The organism is Aromatoleum sp., assembly GCF_032027225.1.
Lineage (GTDB): Bacteria > Pseudomonadota > Gammaproteobacteria > Burkholderiales > Rhodocyclaceae > Aromatoleum.
Genome location: NZ_JAVSMM010000008.1, coordinates 1 through 21385 on the forward strand (window position 1 = coordinate 1; position 21385 = coordinate 21385).

Annotated in this window: 16 protein-coding genes and 1 tRNA gene; 4 read left to right on the forward strand and 13 right to left on the reverse strand. The window is 62.9% G+C overall.

Translation table 11 applies throughout. The features are described from left to right. The coding region (locus ROZ37_RS10555) for a PIN domain-containing protein (protein WP_312659307.1) at positions 1 to 1194 on the forward strand (1194 nt) is incomplete at its 5' end. A gap of 102 nt (positions 1195 to 1296) precedes the next feature. Here the strand turns inward: ROZ37_RS10555 and ROZ37_RS10560 are convergent. The 7 genes from ROZ37_RS10560 to ROZ37_RS10590 form a co-directional block, all read right to left on the reverse strand. Continuing rightward, positions 1297 to 4704 carry a DEAD/DEAH box helicase family protein gene (locus ROZ37_RS10560; protein WP_312659308.1) on the reverse strand — a complete coding sequence of 1136 codons (3408 nt, stop codon included), beginning with the start codon at positions 4702 to 4704 and terminating at the stop codon, positions 1297 to 1299. Beyond that, positions 4701 to 6425 carry a DUF262 domain-containing protein gene (locus tag ROZ37_RS10565; RefSeq protein ID WP_312659310.1) on the reverse strand — a complete coding sequence of 575 codons (1725 nt, stop codon included), beginning with the start codon at positions 6423 to 6425 and terminating at the stop codon, positions 4701 to 4703. The genes ROZ37_RS10560 and ROZ37_RS10565 overlap by 4 nt, the downstream gene beginning before the upstream one ends. Positions 6426 to 6427: 2 nt before the next feature. Next, on the reverse strand, positions 6428 to 7582 hold the full coding sequence (locus ROZ37_RS10570) for a restriction endonuclease subunit S (RefSeq protein WP_312659311.1): 1155 nt from the start codon (positions 7580 to 7582) through the stop codon (positions 6428 to 6430). Beyond that, positions 7579 to 9117: a class I SAM-dependent DNA methyltransferase gene (locus tag ROZ37_RS10575; protein ID WP_312659312.1), complete on the reverse strand. Its 1539-nt coding sequence runs from the start codon at positions 9115 to 9117 to the stop codon at positions 7579 to 7581. The genes ROZ37_RS10570 and ROZ37_RS10575 overlap by 4 nt, the downstream gene beginning before the upstream one ends. Before the next feature lie 152 nt (positions 9118 to 9269). Beyond that, positions 9270 to 10331 carry a plasmid replication initiator TrfA gene (trfA, locus tag ROZ37_RS10580; RefSeq protein WP_312659313.1) on the reverse strand — a complete coding sequence of 354 codons (1062 nt, stop codon included), beginning with the start codon at positions 10329 to 10331 and terminating at the stop codon, positions 9270 to 9272. Further along, a complete protein-coding gene (locus ROZ37_RS10585) occupies positions 10324 to 10515 on the reverse strand; it encodes a hypothetical protein (protein WP_312659315.1) in 192 nt (63 codons plus the stop codon). The genes trfA and ROZ37_RS10585 overlap by 8 nt, the downstream gene beginning before the upstream one ends. Before the next feature lie 909 nt (positions 10516 to 11424). Then, the gene (locus ROZ37_RS10590) at positions 11425 to 11661 is read right to left on the reverse strand and encodes a DUF6471 domain-containing protein (protein ID WP_312659316.1); all 237 of its coding nucleotides are present in this window, start codon (positions 11659 to 11661) and stop codon (positions 11425 to 11427) included. 187 nt (positions 11662 to 11848) lie between these two features. On the opposite strand from ROZ37_RS10590, the gene ROZ37_RS10595 reads away from it, so the two are divergent. From ROZ37_RS10595 to ROZ37_RS10605, 3 genes are read left to right on the forward strand one after another with little or no spacing between them, the layout of a single operon-like run. Beyond that, positions 11849 to 14551 carry a Mu transposase C-terminal domain-containing protein gene (locus ROZ37_RS10595; protein WP_312659317.1) on the forward strand — a complete coding sequence of 901 codons (2703 nt, stop codon included), beginning with the start codon at positions 11849 to 11851 and terminating at the stop codon, positions 14549 to 14551. Positions 14552 to 14565: 14 nt separating this feature from the next. Next, a complete protein-coding gene (locus ROZ37_RS10600) occupies positions 14566 to 15585 on the forward strand; it encodes an ATP-binding protein (protein ID WP_312659318.1) in 1020 nt (339 codons plus the stop codon). Beyond that, entirely contained in the window at positions 15582 to 16859 is a 1278-nt protein-coding gene (locus ROZ37_RS10605) for a TniQ family protein (protein ID WP_312659319.1), read from the forward strand. Before ROZ37_RS10600 ends, ROZ37_RS10605 begins: the two co-directional genes overlap by 4 nt. 219 nt (positions 16860 to 17078) lie before the next feature. Here the strand turns inward: ROZ37_RS10605 and ROZ37_RS10610 are convergent. The 6 genes from ROZ37_RS10610 to folD all read right to left on the reverse strand — a co-directional run bounded on the left by ROZ37_RS10610 (position 17079) and on the right by folD (position 21316). Continuing rightward, positions 17079 to 17154, reverse strand: a tRNA-Ala gene (locus ROZ37_RS10610). An 82-nt stretch (positions 17155 to 17236) separates the two neighbouring features. Further along, complete coding sequence (locus tag ROZ37_RS10615) at positions 17237 to 18268, reverse strand: L-threonylcarbamoyladenylate synthase (RefSeq protein WP_312659469.1); 1032 nt, start codon at positions 18266 to 18268, stop codon at positions 17237 to 17239. 133 nt (positions 18269 to 18401) lie between these two features. Next, positions 18402 to 19589, reverse strand: a complete 1188-nt coding sequence (locus tag ROZ37_RS10620) for a 5-(carboxyamino)imidazole ribonucleotide synthase (protein WP_312659320.1) — start codon at positions 19587 to 19589, stop codon at positions 18402 to 18404. After that, entirely contained in the window at positions 19590 to 19925 is a 336-nt protein-coding gene (locus ROZ37_RS10625; RefSeq protein WP_312659321.1) for an SMR family transporter, read from the reverse strand. It lies immediately after the preceding gene. Positions 19926 to 19942: 17 nt separating this feature from the next. Then, positions 19943 to 20440, reverse strand: coding sequence for a 5-(carboxyamino)imidazole ribonucleotide mutase (gene purE / locus ROZ37_RS10630; protein WP_312659322.1), 498 nt, complete (start codon positions 20438 to 20440; stop codon positions 19943 to 19945). Positions 20441 to 20443: 3 nt separating this feature from the next. Further along, positions 20444 to 21316 carry a bifunctional methylenetetrahydrofolate dehydrogenase/methenyltetrahydrofolate cyclohydrolase FolD gene (folD, locus tag ROZ37_RS10635; protein ID WP_312659323.1) on the reverse strand — a complete coding sequence of 291 codons (873 nt, stop codon included), beginning with the start codon at positions 21314 to 21316 and terminating at the stop codon, positions 20444 to 20446. Positions 21317 to 21385: the final 69 nt, after the last annotated feature.

Here is a 21385-nt window from a genome sequence, read left to right on the forward strand (position 1 = left end):
CCAATTGCCGTTGCACAATCGGCTGAAAAAGCAGCTGGAATCGTCATCAGGGCGGCTCAGGTCGGATCTTTTCAGCATCGATTTTTTTCCAGGCGGCCGGAAACCGAAGGTGAAGGCGGAATTTTCAACACCCTGCTAGGGCACTTGGAGGTACTCACGCATCTTCCGAGGGTCCTTGTCGCTACGGCGACGAGGGATGCGGTTGCGCGTAAGCTTGAAGAGACCTCCATTTTCAGAAAATCTGGAACCATGTTCACCGAAGCGGGGCAGCTCGGATTCCAAGAAAATACGGAGGAAGATTGGCGCCGCGAGCAAAATCTCCTCCACACGATGGCCCAAGCTATATCCGACTACTGCACGGTTATGCCCGCCTATGGGCCCGAAGTCGTCGAGCCTAATCTGTTCCGAATGAGCAAGGTACTCAGTGCAGAGGAATACTCGGTGGTGCTGCTCTGTTTAGAAGAAAAAGCCAGCCTGCTGACACTCGACGACCGTTTCCGGAAGGTGGCCTCCCTATTCGGCCTGAAGTCGGCTTGGCCGCAAGAGCTCCTCTTCTACATGGCATCCAACGAGAAAATTCGTCATCTCGATTACTCGTTGGCCATCCTCAAGATGCTTTTCTGGCGACGGACGTTCGTGTCACTCAGCGTACACGAGCTGACGGCCATGATGGACCAAGGCAACTCCTGGCTGAGCGTTGGCGTCAACACTTTGCGGGACTATCTTTGCGACCCCACGGTCGACTTCAAATCCGCAGCTCCTGTAGTCCTGAACTTCATCGGTTGGTTTTATCAACGCGGAAACTGCGAGCTTGGGGTTGCCCTTGAACTCGTGGAGTACCTCGTTGAGCCTTTACTTCGTCACAAGGATTGCCCCCGTGGGTGGCTGCGCGTTTGCACATCTCACCTCTGGCACACGCTTGGATTCGCATCAGACCAACAAGAAGAGTGCCGTTATGTGGCGCACTTTGTCTATCGTGCAGCGGAGCGAGTTGAGCATCCGATGAAACGCGTGGCCGTGAAGGCCACCGTACTATATGGCATGACAACACCACGGTTTGTTGCCGGTGTGCTTGATGAAGAAGCACCGCCTTCGAAGGAGCAGGTTCAGGACGATAAACGTAGGAGCACACTTGACGACGTTTCTGTTACCTCCGCCGCAGAAGACCCGAACCCTGGGCTTCCCCCGCTCTAGCTCTTTCGCGGGTGCAGCAGCTACTTTGCCGCCCGAGCGTGCCGCTTCGCGTACTGCCGAGCGCTCGTAATAAGGTCTTGAGCCATAGTCTCATTATTAGAGTTAAGCGACCGCGCGCTCCCGAATCCCCTCCAACACCTGCACAATCTGCGTAACCGTCGCCGGCGGAAAAATCCCCAACGGCCCTTGCGCATTGATATCGGTAAACGGCGACTGGAACAGGCGGTCCGGCTCCATCACGCCGTTTTGGGTCAGTTCCTGAACGATGAGATTGATGAACTCAATCTGGTTCGGCGTCGTCGTGGTGCCTTGAATGAACTCGCTGAAAGCCTGCATGGCGGCCTCCTGGTCCAGGCCGACCAGGGAACGGATAAAAATTCCCAGCCCGTGGCTCTTGTGCTTCGCCTCGCTGATGAGCTCCGCCGAGCCGCCGGCCTGCAGCAGCATCCTTTCGAGTTCATCCAGGTCGGTCGGCGTCAGGGGCTGATTGCGGCGGAGGCGCTGGAGTGACAGGTGCGATTCGTGGGCTTTGAGGAAGGCCCGCGCCTTGTCCTTGAATTTGGCCATGTTCAGCCCAGCCGTCACCTGCGGGAGGTCTATGGTCGCTGTTTCTCCGAGTTCGTCCTCAAAATTCGTGTAGACGATGTACTTCTCGCCCTTCGGAATCAGCTTCACCAATGCGCGCAGGCGACGACGGACGGTTTCCAGCATGGGGACGGTGACGTCCTCCCACCACTCCTCGCTCACGACCGCCTGAATGAGCACCATCTCGGCCTTGATGGCCGGAATTGCCGCCTGCTCCTCCAGCGCGCTCGCGACCGTCTGGATGCGTTCCTTCAGGGCTGCGAAATCGGGAAGGGCCTGCAGGACTGCGAGCTGAGTGCGCAGCACCAGCATGTCGAACCGCTTCGCTTCCTCGTCCTCATCGACCAGTTCCGTCGGCAAGCCCGCGACCTTGGTCGTCAGCTCATGGTGTTCGTCCGGGCCCAGCTGCTTCCAGGCGTCGCCTTGCGCGTACTTCTCCACGTAGCGGCGCTGCGGGCGAACGATGAAGTTATCCACCTTCATCGCCGCGACGTTCTGGTGCAGAAGCCCGGCGGTTTCTTGGCGCAGTTGAGCGTCCGTGAGATGGCCGCCATACAACGGAGGCGGCTGCTCGCCGGTTGTCGTACCCTGCGCGAGCTTGCTGTCGAGCGCGCCAATCAGCTGCAAGCGCGCCTTGAACAGCCTCGTGCTGAGCGGCTCGCTCGCCGAACCCTCCGAGCCCTTCGGGTTCTGGCTGAAAAACTCCAGGTTCTGGCAGAAATCGAAGATGAAGAAGTTCTTCTTGTCGTCGCCGGGCCCGAACAGGTCCTTACACAACCGCGTGCCACGTCCCAGCATCTGCCAGAACTTGGTCTTCGAGCGGACAATCTTGAAGAAGACAAGATTCACCACCTCAGGCACATCGATACCGGTATCGAGCATGTCGACCGAGATGGCGATGTGCGGCATCTTGTCCTTGGCGGAGAAGTCGTCGATAAGGCTCTGGGCGTATTCGGTCTTGTAGGTCACGACCCTCGCGAAGTGCCCCGCGTAATGCGCGTAGTTCGCGTCGAAACGCTTGGCGATGAAGTCGGCGTGGTCGTTGTTCTTGGCGAAGATAATGGTTTTTCCGAGCCGGTCGCCGCCTGCTACCTTCTGCCCCTTCGTCATCAGGGTTTCGAGGACCTTGTCGACCGTGTCCTCATTGAACAGCCACTTGTTGACCGCCTCGGCGTTCACCTCCTCGGGCACCGTGCCGTCCTCGTTCCACTCGAGGGCGTCCCATTCCTCCTTCTCCTCCTCGGAGAGGTCCTCGTACTTGATACCCTGCCGCTGGAACTTCAACGGCACGGAGATTGCGACCGGCGGCACCAAGTGTCCGTCGGCGACGGCCTCGTCGAGACCGTAGGCGTCGGTCGGCACGCCGGTTTCGAGCTCGAACAGGCCGTAGGTGTTGTGGTCGATTTCGTCCTTCGGCGTGGCGGTTAGCCCCACAAGCAGGGAATCGAAATAGTCGAAGATGGCGCGGTACTTCTGGTACACCGACCGGTGAGCCTCGTCGATGATGATGAGGTCGAAGTGCCCGACGCCGAAGCGCCGCTGACCGTCGAAGGCCTCATCGATGAGGCCCATCATCGTCGGATAGGTGGAGACGTACACGCGCCCCTCCGTCACCTTCTCGGTGACCAGATTGACCGGTGCGGCGTCGGGCAGGTGCGCCTTGAACGCATTCACCGCCTGATTGACCAGCGCCACGCGGTCGGCCAGGAAAAGGACGCGCTTCACCCAGTTGCAGCGCATCAGCACGTCGGCCAGTGCGATGACCGTTCGCGTCTTGCCGGCCCCCGTCGCCATCACCAGCAGGGCCTTGCGCAGCTTGTCGACTTCGAAGCTTTCGCCAACCCGGCGCACGGCACGAGTCTGGTAGTAACGCTCGATGATGCTGCCGTTGATGACTGCCTCGGCGAGCTTCTTGCGGCTGGCGCGGCGCTGGATGACGAGTTCGAGTTCGGGCTTCTTGTAGAAGCCCTGCACGGCCCGCGGGGGATAGTGGATGTCGTCCCATAGCCAGTGCTCGTAGCCGTTGGAATAGAAGATGACCGGCCGCCGGCCGTATTGCTTTTCCAGGCAGTCCGCGTAGAGCTTGGCCTGCTGCTGGCCGACGCTGGAACTCTTGGTCGTGCGCTTGGCCTCGATGAGCGCCAAGGGTTTCCCGTCGTCGCCCCACAGCACGTAATCGACGTAGCCCTTGTTCTCCGCGTTGGGCATGCCGGTGACTTCGACCTCGAAGTTCTTCGCTGGCTCCAGGTTCCAGCCCGCCTCCTTCAGGAGGGTATCGATGAAGAGCTTGCGGGTCTCGGCTTCTGAGTAGTCGTGGGTATCCGGATGGGCCGCATTGGCTTGCTTCGCGGCCGCGACCGCTTCGCGCAGCTTCTTCAGTTCCTCGCTAAGGGCCGTCTTGTCGGCCAGCAGCGCGGAGAGGCGCTCATCCTTGGCGCGAAGGTCCTCCGCCAGCTTCTCGAGTTGCTCAGCGGTCTGAGCAGGTAGCGTCGAAGCCGTCGGCAGCAGCTTGATGTCGAAACGCTGGCTCGGGTCCGGACGGGATGTCCGGCCGTAGGTCCGGGCCATCCAGTAGCAGACGTGGAACAACTCGCGGGTGGCATTGATGGCATCGGTCGGCGCGATTTTCTTCGCGCTGTGCACGGCCATGTTGCCCAGGTCCTTGATGAGCCGGGCCTTCGTGAAGAGTGCATCGCCAATGGTCTGCCGGAAGGTCGGCTCATGTATCAGTGCGCTGAGGTTGTCCTGGTAGGGCAGCTTCAGCGACTTGTCGTGCTTGTACAGCCAGGCCACACCCAGTTCCAGGGTCCGCCGGGCGTAGAAGCAAGATGCCCGGGCATCACTGTTCGCCAATTCCTCCGCCTTCGAGGCCGACTCGAAGAGGAAGGACCACTCGGGAAGGCTGAGGAAGGCGAAGTTGCTCATAGCTTGGCTTTCTCCCGGATAAAGCTGTTCATCCGCTCCGCCAGCGCGACCCGACGCTGTTGAAGGAAATCGCGGTAACGCACCGTCGCCCAGAGCTCAGGGTCGGTGGGTACACACTGACTGGTCAGCGCCTCCGCACCCTGCTTGTCGACGATGGTGGCCAAGTAATCGGTCGCCTCCTTGTTGCTGATGCGCCGGTTGGTCTGGCCAGTGATGAAGGCCATGTTGGCGATTTCGTTGATTTCGCCGGTCTCGTACTGGGCCTTGAGCAGGGACTTGGGGATGATGTGGTGCCACTGGATGAAGTGCAGCTTGCCCTGATGGGTGAGCGACAGCCCCAGTCCGCTATACCAATCCTTCGCACCCGAGGCCTTCAATGCGAGATAGGCGAGCGAGAACAGCGGGCTGTTCACCCCGCGGCCTGCCAGGTCGCCCGGCTCGACATGCAGGCGGCCGAACTGGCGCTTGACGGGGTCCATCAACTTGCCCACATCCTGGTCGCGGAAGACGATGGCGAGGTCTTCGTTGAGCAGGGTCTCGGTCGAGCCGCGCGAATAGCGGCCGCGCGCATTGGCCACCAGCAACCAGTGCAGCAGCTTGTTCTGCTCGTCAGCGGTGAGCTTGTTGTCCTTCACCCGGCTCACGGCGGCCAGCGTGTGGATGAACATCGGCGAGGACAGCAGCGACTCGTCCTCGATGCCGACATTGGTACGCAGGAAGTTGATGGCGTAGCGCAGCCCTTCCTTTGCCTGCTCCCAGCCGGCCTTGAGCTTATCCACCGGGGTGCTCGCCACCGAGCGGAACAAACACTGCTGCGTGGCGAAGACGACGATGGCCCGCACGAGATGGCCGAGTTCAATCGTGAACCAGCTCTGTTCGCATTCCTCCTGGAAGGCCTCCAGCTCCTTCAGCAGGTTCGGCCAGCGCGAGGTCATCTGCGCCAGGGCCAGGTCGGACGAGCGCAGCTTTGCGCCCAGGGAATTCACTCGCACGAAGATTTCCGTGACCTCTTCGTAGCTCATCGCGCGTTCGAGGACATGGACGACGTAGTGGTAGTCCTTGATGGCGCGCAGCTTCTTCAGGCGGTCGGAATACTTCTGGAATTTCGGGTCCTTGAAGGACTCGATGCCGGCCTTCTCCAGGATTTCCGCATCGTTCGCGGTACGAAAAATGTGGCTCACCGACACCCAGTTGGGCTGCGACAGCAGGTTCTTGCTCGCCACGACGAAGGTGCGGCGGTTGAGCTTTTCCTGCAGGCCCTGCTCGGCTTCCTCGGTGTCCTCCGCCTCATCGCTCACCTCATCGTCGGGGGTGAGCGGGGAAGGTTCATCGCTTTCGACCTCGGTATCGTCGGTGGGCGGACCGTCTGGGTGCTCGAGGTTAAATAGGATGTCGATGGGGCGCTTGCGGCCACGCACCGACACCTGCTCACCGCCCAACACCGCCGTGAGCGAAGTCAGGCGCTGCTGACCGTCGAGCAGCAGCTTGCGGCCGGCAAAGGCGTTACTCTCCTGCGCGATGGCGAAATCGCGCGTCGGCACCGGCTCGTCGGTCTCCCACATCAAGATGGAGCCACTGGGGTAGCCCCGGTAGAGCGAATCGAGCAGGTCGCGGACGCGGGTCGCCTGCCAGACGTAGTGGCGCTGGATTTCCGGAAGGCGCAGTTCGCCGCGCTTGTACATGTCCACCAGGGTGTCGATGGGGATGTTCTGCTGCTGCACTGTCAGAGTTCTCCCCGGAAGGCTCGGTGCTGGAGTGAAGCGAGAAGACTGTCAATGCCTTCCACTGCCGCCCGGTGTTGTTCCCGGATTCTCTCCAGTTCTGCAATTGCCTCGTAAAACTTAATACGAGCATCGAGCGGGGGCAAAGGAACTTCCAGGCTGCGGAGGATAGCGAGGTTGATATTCTTCTGCGCCGACTCTGGAGCAGAATCCTCAAGCGCCTTTTGAAGGAAGGACAACCAGATGCGAATAAATTCGACGGTAGCGAGTTCGTCCGCTGTAAATCCAACAACGCTATCAGGAAAACAGGCGTCGAATTTTAAGATACCCGTCTTCGCGATGTTTGCCGCGATAGTGATGCACAACGTGCCCGCTGGCCACAATCTGCTTTGCTTTAAGCCAGCTTCGGAATACGTGGCGCTAAAGTTACGTATGTAGCCGCCGGAGTTCGCCACGTCTCCGGTCTGGACGAGTGGGTAGTCTCCGCCCAGCAGTTGAGGAGCATTTCGCGGGCGATGTTTGGAAACCCCTCTTTCCAACCGTCCGACCTCACCGAGCGGAACACGCTCCCAACCCTTCGGATTCGTGACTGGGTCCCCGAACATCGCGATGAAAATCCCCCGCTGCAGCTCATCCAGCAGCGCCAAGGCTTCCCTCCGCTTCGCACGCAACGCATCAGCTTGGTCGAGGATGGCGGCGATGCGACGTTGTTCGGGGAGGGATGGAACCGGAATTTGGATTTTTGCGACTTGCGCCGGCCTCGCACGAAGCAAAGAGCCACCGACGCCCGATACCGTCTGCATGAACTGTGAGTGAAACGGGTCGCTAACCAAGACGTGCCGCAGGTAGCCAGGGTCTGCTTTCTCGCTACGAAAAACAATCCATTCACCCGAGGCAATCAATCGGCGTCCGTTGTTCTGACCGACCACCCAAGAGCGTCGGATGTGGGGAACAATTTTTGAAAGCAAGACGTCGTTGGGCTGAACAATTTGCTTGGCTGAGCCGATGCTCGAACCAATCACGACTTCATGGCACCCTTTGTCGAAAGCTGGGATGCTGTATAGGTCAAACTGTTCGTCCGGGAATTTTGATGGGTCGACCGAGCCACGCCGCGTGGCCATCAACTCGCCCAGCGCGAGCAACGGTACTCCACTCATTCGAGCATTCCCTCAAGCGCTTTCATCCCCGCGTGAATTTCCTCCTCTAGCTTTGCCAACTTCGCGAGAATCTCCTTCGGCGGTAGATGGTCGACCGCCTCATGCACGACTTCCTTGTAGCGGTTGATGGAGAGGTCGTAGCCCTGGGCTGCAATGTCGGCCTTGGGCACGCAGAAACTCTGCTCGGTACGCAAGCGCTGCCGTTCGGCCCCGTCCCGCTGCTGCCAGCGTGCCAGCGCATCTGGCAGGTTGTTCTTTACGTGCTCGGCCTCGGTGAGCGGCTCTGACGGCGTAACTCCGAGCTTGTCCTCGGGCAGCAGGGGTTGGCGCTTGTCGTCCAGACTCCAGCCGTCCGCGTCCATGTCGTAGAACCAGACGTGGTCGGTGCCGCCCGAATTGGTCTTGGTGAACACCAGAATCGCCGTCGACACCCCGGCGTACGGTTTGAAACAGCCGGAGGGCAGGGAGATGACCGCGTCGAGCTTCTGCTCTTCCACAATCATCCGGCGCAGCTCCTTGTGCGCCTTGCTGGAGCCGAAGAGCACGCCGTCCGGCACGATGACCGCCGCCCGCCCGCCTGGCTTCAAGAGCCGCAGGAAGAGCGCGAGAAACAGCAACTCGGTCTTTTTCGTCTTGACCAGCGCCAGCAGGTCCTTGGCGGTATTTTCGTAGTCCAGCGAACCCGCGAACGGTGGATTGGCGAGGATGAGGGAGTATTTCTCCTCGTCGCCCGCGTGGTCCTGCGCAAGGGAGTCCTTGTAGCGGATGTCCGGGTTATCGACTCCGTGCAGCGCCATGTTCATGCTGCCGATGCGCAGCATGGTGTTGTCGAAATCGTAGCCGTGAAACATGCCGTGGTGGAAGTGCTCACGGGCCGTGGCATCGTTGAACAGCGCCGGATGCTTCTCGCGCAGGTATTCCCCCGCCGCGACCAGGAAGCCACAGGTTCCGCTGGCCGGGTCGCAGATGACGTCCTTGGGCGTCGGCGCGGTGAGCTCCACCATCAGCTTGATGATGTGACGCGGCGTACGGAACTGCCCGTTCTGGCCGGCCGCGGCAATCTTGCCGAGCATGTACTCGTAGAGGTCGCCCTTCGTGTCGCGGTCCTCCATCGGGACGTGGTCGAGCATGTCCACGACCTTGGCCAGTAAACCCGCGGTCGGGATGGTGAAGCGGGCGTCTTTCATGTGATGGCTGTAGGTCGAGCCGTCGCCGCCCATGGTGCGCAGGAAGGGGAAGACATGCTCGCCGACCACCGTGAACATCTCGGCCGGCGCGAAATTCTTGAAGCGCGACCAGCGCAGGTCATCGAAGTCGCGCCCCTTGCCGTCCTTGCCCTCCGGGAAGATGCGATTCTCCATCGGCCGCTTGAGGAGCAAGGCCTTGCTCTCCTCCAGCGTATGCGCGTCGTCCAGCCTGCGGATGAAGAGGAGGTAGGTAATCTGCTCCAGGACCTCCATCGGGTTCGAGATACCGCCCGACCAGAAGGCGTTCCATACGGCATCAATTTGGCTTCGAATCTCGCCAGTCAGCATCGAATATTTCCTGTATTTCGTGTCCGTCCGCCTGCGTCCGGCGTCCGGGTAAAAAAACATTTCGGGCCATGCTATCCGCCCAACGTATGTCAATCAACTTCTGCGCCGTCAAAGCGCACCTCCCGGACATCGTGGCTCGCCCTCTTGCTGCGCTAAGCCGCCTCAATCCAGCGGACAAGGGTGACGGTGACGTGTTTCTCCTCCAACTCGGACGCCGCCACCCTGACGTCGGGCGATACATCTTCGGCCTGCAGGTGCCCGAGCGCCCGTTTGAGCCGACGGCGGAATTCCCTGAGGTCGCAGACCACGCCGCTCATGCGATACAGGTCCGCGATTTTTACCGCATACGGCTCGGCGTGCGAACTGTAGAAACCCGCAAGCCAGGACGGCAGGCCGGAATGGTCGTGCAGGGCGGCCTTGCTGACCGCGCTCCAGTCCTCCGGCCCGAAGAGATTCGCCATTGTCTCCTGCACGCGGAACGAAATCAGGTCGCTCCCGCGCAGGAGGCGGTCCGGTGTATCCGCCCCCTTGTAACCGTCGTCGAAGACGACGTCCATGAGGCGGGGCATCGGAATGTCGACCGATTTCACCCGGATGCGAAGATGGGCTGCGTTGAGGCGAATCAGGCTGTCGCGGATGGCTCTGTGCACGTTTGCCCCGTAGGCCACCTGCAAGTCCTTGGCGAGTTGCCAGAACGTAACTTTCACCCAACGAGGCTGGTCGCGGCTGTCCAGCGGTCGGTCGCCGCGATAGTAGTCGAGGCATGCCGCAAAGACCCGGCGGTCGTAATCCCCGAGGGGATGCCCCGTCATCGTGATGGAAGCATCGCCTCTCGAGGCAATCTCGGCATTCATCAGCGGTTTGCTGCTGACCTCGGCTGCCGCGAACAGGGCCGAACGCAGAAACACGTTTGGGATACCGACCGCAGCGTCCCGCCAAGACGGAAGAAACACGTCCTCGCCCCGCCGGACCGCGCGACGCAACCGCGCCTCGCGCATCTCATTGGTCGAGGCGTTGTCCGGCAGAACGAGCACCGCCTGCTTGTCCGCATTCAGGCGACGCTTCTGATAGCGGGCCATGGACTCGATGGTTGCTGCCGCCGCATAGGTGAGGTCCTGCGTCAGGAAATCACCCACACATTCGGCTGCCCGGCGCGTGCCTTCCGCTTGGGCCTCGAGCTGGGCGACCTGCTCGGCGCTGGGCCGCCTACCCATGCTGCCTGCTCGACGAACGTGCGACGTACGCTGCCACAAGCCCGCGCAGCACAGCCGACGCGCTGACCCCTTGCGTTGCACAGACTGAAGCGAAGTTGTTCTTCAGGTCGGCCGATAGCCAGACCTTCATTTGCACCGAGCCGGCGCGGTGGCGGTCGTTGCTCACCGGGACGTGTACTGCCATTTTGAGTCTCCAGGGGCGGCGAATGGGGCCCCACGTGGAGGTATAGCGCCGACGGTGCGGGATGCGAGATGGACCTTGATGCCGCGCCCGACCAGTTGACCTGAAGACACGCGTTGCTTGACCTGAAACCACGCCCCCCTCGCCGTGGCCCCACACGCTACTTGACTCCGAAACACGTCCCTCTCCTGCCGGCATCGAAAATCCCCCGGGAATGCAGGAGTTTCGTGTGGATACCTCCGTAATCACGTAATCAAGTAATTCCCACCCTCGGGCGCGAAGCTCGCTCCCCCGCTGCCCCCGATGCCTCGTCCGAGTGCTGTCCGATAGCGCAGTTTTCCTTGGCCGGTGCCGCGGCCCTGCGGCGCGGTCCTGTACGTATAGCGCGCCCCCCCCTCCCGAGACACCTTGGTAGAACGAACACACACCGACCCGCACATCGTCCCTGGTGGTCCTGATGCACGTGCAGCAGAACGTGGTGACCGCCGGCGACCAGAGCGCAAGAGCGCCGACCAGGGGGCGGGCGCGTGAGCAGACGGCTGCGGAACACCTCCCGCGCCCAGCCCAAGATGCGAATGGCAGCCGACCTCGAGAACATCACCCCCATTACATGAAAATCCCACCAGGAAATCGCCAACGCATTGAAGCAACGGCATTTTCAACGGCGCTGAATTGCGTTAGGGTCGACACGGGCAACTGACCCGTCGACGCGTTTGGCATAGATTCATGGGGCAACAACGCTCCAGGCCCCCATTTTGTGAACGAACCACAAAATGGGGCCGGCTCATGGATGCGCTCACCCGCTCGACCAAGGAATGCCGCTCGAAGCGAATATTCCCTTTTACATCAGTCGTTTGCAAAGCATTTCAAGAGCCCGGACCGTTTCGTTCGGTATGTCATAGCCTGCGCTTGCTACGACGAGGAAGGCCTTCGGCAGTCCGGGCCCCTCACCTCAAACTCGCACCCCATCGCCTGCAGGCAGGCGAGCAGGAATCCCGCGCTGAAGTTGCCGCGGTTGATGCGCCGGTTGATGGCCGCGGCGCTCCGCCGCATGCCTTGTGTCTTCAGCGCGTCGGCAAGCTCACTGTAGCCCCACCCCTTTTTCGTCAGCGCGAGTTTGATGAGCTCGCCCGCCTCGAGCCCCCACATCTCGACAGCCTCCGACTCGGTCGGCACAACGGGCGGCCTGGTGGAAAGCGAAATCGGCCTGCCTGGACGGTTCATTTTGTCGGTTCAATCGATGACGATTCGTCGGGACGATACCAATTAAAGTCAGTTTTGGCACACGTCGCGTCCGCCTTTCTATACCTCCATCCAACCACCTTGGAGGACAGAAATGCTTGATACCCCCGGACGCGAGCGATTGCTCGACCGGCTCGGACTACCAGCTGCCGGTAGGCGGCTGGTACTCGACGCCGCGAAGTACGCGCCGGTGCGAAAGGTCGCCTCCCGCGGTGGCGGCAACGTCATCACGCCCTATCAGAGCCTGAAGATGCAGCGGACCGTCGAAACGGAAAGCCGCCATCTCGAGTTCCCTGCGGCGGTCGGCCACGAGCACGACCCGAAGGTCCTGGAGTATTTTCCGCAACCCTGCCGGCTGACGTTCGAGGTCGTCGATGCGGACGGAGAAATCCATGCTGTCGACCACACGCCCGACTTCCTGGTCGTCACGGAGCGCGAGGTCTGGTTCGAAGAATGGAAGCCGTGGACGAAGCTCGAACGCCTCGCGCAGCGCAAGCCCTGGCGCTATCAGCTGGACGCGGACGACCGCTGGCGGTCAGACGGTATTGAGCAGTGGCTCGCCGAACGCGGACTCGGCTACCGAATCCTCACGGACCACGACATCCCCCAGCGCCGCGTCGAGAACACGCTCTTCCTCGAGGACTATCTCGACCCTGCGGCACCGACTTGCCCGGTCGAGGTCGAGCTTAGCGTCAAGAACGCGCTCGCGCAGGACGCCACGTTATATCTGGTCGAACTGTACGAGCGCCTGGAGTGCCGACCCGACGACATCTTCAAACTGATTGCCGATGGTCTGGTTGTCGCGGATGTCGACCATGCGGCACTGAGCGAACCGACGCGGTGCCGCGTGTTTCGCGATACCGCAGTCCGCGATTTCGAACACGCACGCCGGGCACCCGCCCCGTTCGCACCCCTCGGCACGGTGGAGATTGCCGTCGGTGCTCGCCTGATGTACGACCAGCAGCCGTACACGGTCCTGATGGTCGGGGGAAACAAGGCCGTCCTCCAGTCCGACGACCACAAATCGGTTGAGGTTGCCCTCGAGACCTTGGAGAAGCTTGCCCTCGCCGAAGACGTCCTGATGGTCGGCCAAGGCTCCGGGACCGAAGCGCCTGTTCGCCTATCCGACTTCACGGAGAACGAACTGCGGATGGCGCTCAAGCGCAGCACCGAACTCGAAAACGTCACGAAGCCGAACCGGACCCAGAGGCGGCTACTGAAGGCGCTTGCCATTGCGAAGCTGATGGGCACGGATGAACTCGTCGCACTGGTTCCCCGCCTGCGCGACCGCGGCAACCGTAAACCCCGTCTGAGTTCCGAGCAGGAAGCGGCGATGGACGAGGTCATCCGGACGGAGTTCGAAAAAAGCCACGCCCCGAACCCCAAGCATTGTCACGCCCAGCTCAAGACGCTCTGCGCGACCCGCGGCATACGCACCCCGTCCTACCCCACGCTCATCGCCCGTATCAAAGCGCGCCCCCGCCAGCAACAGGACCGGGCGCGGCACGGCAAACGGGTCGCGTACCAGAATGCTGAGTTCGTGAACGTGCTCTACGCCGATACGCCGGTGCACGGGTCGCGCGCGCTCCAGTACGTGCACATGGACCACACGGAACTCGATATCGAACTGGTCTCAGTGAAGACCGGCAAGTCTCTCGGTCGGCCGTGGCTGTCGCTGGCCATCGACGCATTCACGCGGCGAATCGTGGGCATCTATCTCTCGTTCGACCCGCCGTCCTACCGCTCGAACATGATGCTCCTGCGCGACATCGTTCGTCGCCACCGCCGCCTGCCGCAGTTCATCGTCGTCGACAATGGGGCCGATTTCCGCAGCGAGGATTTCAAGCGCTTCGCCGAACTGATGCGTATTCACGTCCGCTACCGTCCCGCCGGCAATCCGCGCCACGGTTCGGTCATGGAGCGCATCTTCGGCCGCATCCACACCGAGTACGTCCACAACCTGGCGGGCAACACGAAGGCGCTGAAGGATGTACGGCAAACCACCGGCAAGTTTCTGCCCTCACGGCTTGCCGAATGGACGCTGGAGTCCCTCTACCACGGCATCGAATACTGGGCGTTCACGTATTACGACAACGCCGAACATTCGGCGCTGGGCCTGAGCCCTTGCGAGGCCTTCAATCGCAGCGTCGTATCGTCCGGTGTTCGCGCGCATCGCATCGTCACTCTGACCAAGGATTTCCTCATCCTGACCTGTCCCACCGTGGGCAGGCTGGGGCAACGCAAGGTCGACCGCCAGCGCGGCATCAAAGTCCACTCGAACTACCACTACTGGTGCCCCGAGTTTCGCGACCCGAAGCTGCACGGCCGCAGCCTTCCCGTGCGCTACGACCCGTGGGACAGCGCGACCGTCTATGTGCAAATCGACAAGCGCTGGGTGGCGGCGCAATGCAAATCGCTCACCGCGCTGGGTCAGCTCACGGAGAAGGAGCGGGAACTGTTCTCGACGGAGATGCGCAGCCATTTCCGCCTGCGTGACGAGGACGAACTCTCAACGCAACAGCTTTCCGAGTTCCTGCGCGTCTTCACGCCGAAAGGGGCGCTGGAGGTGGCCCTCGAGCGCCAGCAGGAAAACCGGCATCTCTATCAAGGCATTGGGATTGGGGCCATCGCGCCGCCGAGCGCCGCACCGGGCATTTCGCAGGCGAGCCACCGAATCATTTCAGGCGCGCCCGCGAAGACCGCACCCATGGCAGTCGCCTTGCCGCCCGCCCCACTGGTCGAGCGCTCACCAATCGCCTTCAGCCATTCCGACACCCCCGACTTCGACACATTCTGATTTGGACCATGAACATGAACTCACAGACCACTACCGCCCACGCAGCACACACCGCCTCTCCCATGAGCGGCCAACGCATCCGCCACCCGCGCATTGCCACTACCATCGATGAGTGCCGACTGATGCTCGACGCCGGCGACAACGCCAATCTGCTGGTCCTGTGCGGCCCCACCGGCGTCGGCAAATCGACCCTGGGCGACTTCCTGGTTGAAGCGGAATTGAGGAACCAAGCCGCCTTCATGACGGAGAACCCGGGCTGCATCCCGGCCATTCGCCTCGAGGCGCCCGCGTCCGGAGAACGCGATTTTTCCTGGCGTCTTTTTTACCAGCGCATGCTCAGCGCGCTCGAGGGCGAGCTTGACGCACCGCGAACGGCCTACGGCGTTGACCCGGAAACCGGGAAGGTTGTGCGCCCGGTGGGTCCGCAAACCAATCGTCTGTCCGGTCTGCGCACGGCGGTCGAGCGCTCGCTGCGAAACCGTGGCACACGATTCGTCGTGGTCGATGAAGCGGCACACATGATGCGCCAGTGTCATCCGAATCGGCTCGAGGAACAGTTCAATACGCTCAAGTCGCTTTCGAACGAGTATCACGTGCAGTGGATTCTCCTGGGGTCGTACGACCTCTTCGAACTCGTCTCGCTCAGTGCCCAGCTTGCCCGCCGCAGCCATATCATCCATTTCGGCCGCTACCGCGAAGATGCCCCCGACGATGTCCGCTCCTTCCGTGGGTGTCTGAAGAAGCTCGGGGAATGCATGCCGGCGTTGAAGGACCACGACCTGTTGCGCTACGCCGAGGCGTTTCACCAGAACACCTTGGGGTGTGTCGGCACCCTGCGCACGGTGCTTGTGCGCCTGAACCTGTTGGTTGCCGAGCAGGGATGGTCGGAGGACGTGCTCCGCAAGGCATTGCTCACCGACGCTCAGGTCACACAAATCATGCGGGAAATCATCGAGGGCGAGGAACGCATCGCACCCGGGCTCACACGCCATCTGCTGGCACCGTCGACGCGCACCGGCCGGAGGGTCGCATGATGAGCAAGCTGAACAACCCGCGTTCCACCCTGCACGCGCTCGAACCCATGGGGCGAGGCACTCCGGAGGTCGAAAGCCTGACGAGCTACTTCTGCCGTCTGGCGTACTCCCACGGGATGACTGCCCAGAAACTGGCCGACTGGGTCCTCGACCACTTCGAACAGTCCGTGTGCGAAAAGTACGGCTGGCACCAGCGTAGCTTCTCCAGCATGTCGCCTGAGAGCGAGCAATGGGCGGCATGGCTGGCCGAACTCACAGGGGTGGCATCGCTGGACCGTCACACCCTGGCCCCTTGGCGCTCGGTGTTGGGTGTTCCGGGCCTGGCGCCGAAGTCGGACCGTTGGTGCCCGTGCTGCCTGGCCGAGGACAAGGCCAGCAACGCCGAACCCTACCTGCGGCTGACCTGGGACGTCGCCCCGGTTACCGCCTGCCTGCGTCACAAGGTGCAGTTGGTAGCGACCTGTCCGCACTGCCACCGCAGCAACGTCCGGAGTCGTTCGGCCGTAGTCGTGCCCGGTTATTCCACGTCATGCGGCGGGTTTCTCGGCGACGCTAAAACCGAACCCGCCTCACCGGAAGCACTCTGGGTAGCCCGGCAAGTGGGGCAGATGCTGCAGGAGCCGCCGAAGGTCGCGTCCACTGGACTGGTCCCACTGCTGGAGACGGTCATCGAGCGCATGGCCGACGGGCGGCCGAGTACCTTTGCGAGTCGGTATGGCTTCTCGAAGAGCGGCATCTCGCACTGGCTCAACAAAGGGGGAATCCCGGCCCTGAAAGCCTGGCTGACCATCGCCCTGCATGGCAGGATTGGCCTCGACAAGCTGTTCGCAGGCGATGTCGAAGGCTGGGAACCTCCTCTCGTGCCTGTACAGATGCCCATCGAGCTCCCCGAGTCGCCGCGAGCCGGCATCAAATCGAGGGAACTGGACTGGGACGCCATCCGTGCTCAGTTGCGCGCAATGCTGGAGGAGCCGCAGCCGGTGTCCGTCAATGAAGCGAGCGAACGAGTGGGAGTGGACCGCAAGAGCCTCTACCTGCAGGCCAATGCAGAAGCCCGCGCCATTGCCGACCGCTACCTCCGCCATCGTGCCGCCCGCGGCGAGCAACGGCAGACCCGCCTGCAATCGCAGATTGGGGAGGTGCTCGACGAGCGCCTGGCAGCAGGCTACGAGGGAATGAGCGCGCGGGACATCTGGAGTCGGCTCTATACCGAGGCGCAATCCGTGCCAGGCATCTTTCGCCACATCACCGCGGTGATGGACAGCCGCCGCTAGCCCCCAGCGCCACCTGAAATGAAAAACGGGACCTAACGGTCCCGTTTTTTTGACTCTTCTACTCCGGCGCGGACACACTCCGCGCAAGCAAACCAGCAAGACTACTATGCCGCACCCGATAAACCAAAATATGGCCAATCGTGAAATAAAGCATAACTTGGCCTGGTGGCCACTTTATGCTTAACGGCACAACCAGAGCAACGTCTGGCCTTTTGGAATTGGTGGACCGAAAGGGGATCGAACCCTCGACCTCTGCATTGCGAACGCAGCGCTCTCCCAGCTGAGCTATCGGCCCTCAAGAGCTGCGCATTATAGAGGTGCCATTTCTTCCTCGCAAGTCCCGACTGAAAATTTTCAGATCAGACTCGGAATTCCAGTCAGGTCTCGTCCGCTTCGCCGGAGCCGACCGCGGCGCGACCGAGGCGGTCGCGAATGGGTTGCCACTCGGCTCGCTCGGGCAGCGCTTCGACGACGATGAAGTCGGCTCCGCTGGCGTCGAGATCGCGGAGGTTCGCGTAGAGTTCGTGTGCGTAGCCGACCGGGTCGGCGGGCGCGGCGCGCCACAGCAGGCGGGCGTCGCGAGGATCGGCGCAGCCGTGCGCGAGGACCGCGACGCGGCTGCCTTCGCCGGCTAGCGTGGCGGCGATTTCGGCGAGTTGCGCGGTCGGCGCGAGCTGCAAGGGCGTACGTGGCGCATAGTGCGCGGCGAGGGAACCGGACACGCGGGGCCGGTCGACGGACTCCGCTTTGTCCTCTTTGTCGCCGGACGTTTCGTCGATGATGCACCGCACTTGCGGCTCGCGGCCGATGACGTGGGCGATGTCTTCGGCGGAAATCGCTCCGGGGCGCAGGATCACCGGCGCATCGCGCGAAAGATCGAGAATCGTCGATTCGATGCCGACCTCGCAGGCACCACCGTCGAGGATGAGGGCGACGCGGTCGCCGAGTTCGTCGGCCACGTGCGCGGCTGTCGTCGGGCTGATGCGGCCGAAGCGGTTCGCGGACGGCGCAGCTATGCCGGAGTCGAACGCCAGCAGCAAGGCCAGCGCGACGGGATGATCGGGTACGCGCAAGCCGACCGTGTCCTGTCCGCCGGTCACCGCATCGGGGACGCCGTCCTCGCGCTTCAGGATCAGCGTCAGCGGTCCGGGCCAGAACGCGCGCGCGAGAACGATCGCTTCCTTCGGAATGGCGCGCGCCCAGCGCGACATATGTTCGGCGTCGGGCAAATGCACGATCAGCGGGTGATCGGCGGGCCGGCCTTTGGCGGCGAAAATCTTGTTGACCGCGGCGACGTTCAGCGCATCCGCTGCGAGGCCGTACACCGTTTCGGTCGGCATGCCGATCAGCTCGCCGGCGCGGAGCAGGTCGACGGCGCGTCCGATCTGCTGTGCGCCGGCGGGGACGATGACGTGTGCCGCCGCCGAGGGGGTGGCCGGGGGTGCGGCGGTGCCGGCGGCGCGTGCGCTCCCGGTGCTGCCGCTAGCGAAAGGCTTCACATCGTCGACCGGCCGACGCGCCCCGGCACTGTGTCCGTCGCCGTTACTGTGCGTCACCGCGAATCCCGATGGCGCTGCGGGCGGCCAGCGCGACGCCCAGCGCTTTCGCGACGTCGTCCGCGACGACCGTGAAGTGCCCCATCTTGCGACCGGGGCGCGCGTGATGCTTCGCGTAGAGGTGCAGCCTGAGGTTCGGCACCGCGTGCAACACCGACCAGTCGGGTTCGCGATATGCGCCGTCGCCGTCCCCGCCTTCGTACCAGAGCTCGCCGAGCAAATTCACCATCACCGCGGTGCTGTGCGCACGGGGTTCGCCGAGCGGCAGGCCGCACACCGCCCTGACCTGCTGTTCGTACTGGCTGGTGACGCAGGCGTCGATCGTGTGGTGGCCGCTGTTGTGCGGACGCGGGGCCATCTCGTTCACGTAGAGCTCGCCATCGCAGACGAAAAATTCGACGCCGAGCGTGCCGACGTAGCCGAGCTCTTCCGCGATCCGCCGGGCCGCTTCGCGTGCGCGCTCGGCAAGCACCGAGCCGATCGATGCGGGTGCGATCGTGACGTCGAGGATGCCATTGCGATGGCGGTTCTCGGCCGGGTCGAAGGTCTGCACGCTGCCCGACTCGTCGCGCGCGAGCACGACCGAGACTTCGCAGTCGAGGGTCAGCATCTTCTCGAGCACGCACACTTCGCCGTTGAAGCCGTGAAACGCATGCAAGGCTTCCTCGCGATTCGCGACACGCGCCTGGCCTTTGCCGTCGTAGCCGAAGCGCGCGATCTTCAATACCGCCGGAAACAGGTCGACAGGCGCCTCACGCACGTCATCTTCGGAGCGAATCACCGCGAACGGTCCGTGCGGCAAGCCATGCTCCGCAAGAAACGTCTTTTCGGCGACACGGTTCTGGCATACCGCAACCGCCGCCGCAGACGGGTGCACCGGGACGAACTTCGCGAGGTAGTCGAGGGTCGCGGCGGGCACGTTCTCGAACTCGGTCGTCACCGCGGCGCAAGCTGCCGACATCTCGTCGAGCGCCGCGAGGTCGTCGAATGCGGCGACGAGGTGGCGGTCGGCGATCAGGCCCGCCGGGCTGTGCGCGTCCGGATCGAGCACCCACACCTTGTAGCCCAGTTCGTGGGCCGCGGAAACGAAAAAGCGGCCGAGCTGGCCGCCGCCGAGCATGCCGAGCGTCGCGGGCGGCAGGATCGGAGGCACGGGAGACGACGTGACGGGCATTTAGTGGGCGGAAACGTCCGAAAACAGGTTGATCACCAGCACGCCGGCGAGGATCAGGCCGATGCCGAGCAGCGCCGGAAGGTCGAGACGCTGCCCGAAAAGCACGAGGCCGGCGAGGCTGATCAGGACCACGCCGACACCCGACCAGACCGCGTAGGCGATACCGACTGGGATCGAGCGCAGCGTCAGAGACAGAAAATAGAATGCGATCGCGTAACCGGTGACGACGATCACCGACGGCAGCGGGCGGCTGAAGCCCCGCGACGCGGTCAGCGCCGAAGTCGCGACGACTTCGGCGACGATTGCGACCAGCAGGTACAGCCACGCCGGGTTCATGACAGATACGGCAGCCGTCAGGCCGGCGGCGGCAGTTCCATCGCGAGCACGGCCTGCGTCTGGCTGGCGCGGAACGCCGCGAGCTTTCCGCCGAGCACGGCATCCTCGTTGGCGAGCAGTGCGACGGCGAAGAGAGCGGCGTTCGCGGCGCCGGCCTCGCCGATCGCGAAAGTGGCAACCGGGATGCCCTTGGGCATCTGCACGATCGACAGCAGCGAATCCTGCCCCGACAGCGCCTTCGACTGTACCGGCACGCCGAGCACCGGCACGACCGTTTTCGCAGCGACCATGCCGGGCAAGTGGGCGGCCCCGCCGGCCCCGGCGATGATCGCCTTCAGGCCGCGGTCGCGCGCCGTCTCGGCGTACTCGAACATCAGGTCGGGCGTGCGATGCGCGGACACCACTTTCGCCTCGTACGGCACCCCGAACTCGGTGAGCATCTTCGCCGCGGCCTGCATCGTGGGCCAATCGGAATTCGAGCCCATGATGATGCCGACGACCGCTTTCTCGCTCATCGCTCAGCCCTTCCGGCGCGCGACGCGCTCGGCCGATTCGACCGTGTTCGCGAGCAGCATCGTGATCGTCATCGGACCGACGCCACCGGGGACGGGCGTGATCAGCGACGCGACCTCCTTCGCCGACGCGAATTCGACGTCGCCGCACAGCTTGCCCGCCTCTGCGCCTTCGGTCAGCCGATTGATGCCGACGTCGATGACGACCGCGCCCGGCTTGATCATGTCGGCGGTGACGAAACGCGGCTTGCCGATCGCGGCGACGAGGATGTCGGCGCGCCGCGTGTGGAACGCGAGGTCGCGCGTTTTCGAGTGCGTCACGGTGACCGTGGCGCCGGCATTGGTGAGCAGCATCGCCATCGGCTTGCCGACGATGTTGGAGCGTCCGATGACGACGGCCTCCGCTCCCTGGACCGGGACATTCTCGGCCTCGAGCATCTTCATGACCCCGTGCGGCGTGCACGGCAGGAAAGCTTCCTGGCCCTGCGACAGGCGTCCGACGTTCTCCGCGTGGAAGCCGTCGACGTCCTTCTCGACGCGAATCGCTTCGAGCACCGCCGCCTCGTCGAATTGTTTCGGCAGCGGCAATTGCACGAGGATGCCGTGGACCGACGGGTCGTCGTTGAGCTCGGCGATTTTCGCCATCACCTCAGCGGCATCGACGGCGGCGTCGAAATCGAGCCGCAGCGAGCGGATGCCGGCCTTCTCGCACGCGCTCACCTTGTTGCGCACATAGACGGCCGAGGCCGGGTTGTCGCCGACGAGGATCACAGCGAGACAGGGCTGCACGCCCTCGGCGCTCAGTTTCGCCGCGCGCTCCGCGAGTTCACCGCGAACGCGGGCCGAGAGGGCATTACCGTCGAGAATGCGAGCCGTCATGGTCGGGGGCCCCAAAAAAGCCGGTTATTTTACAGCAGGATCCTGAGCCTGTGCGGTTCGGTCGCAGAC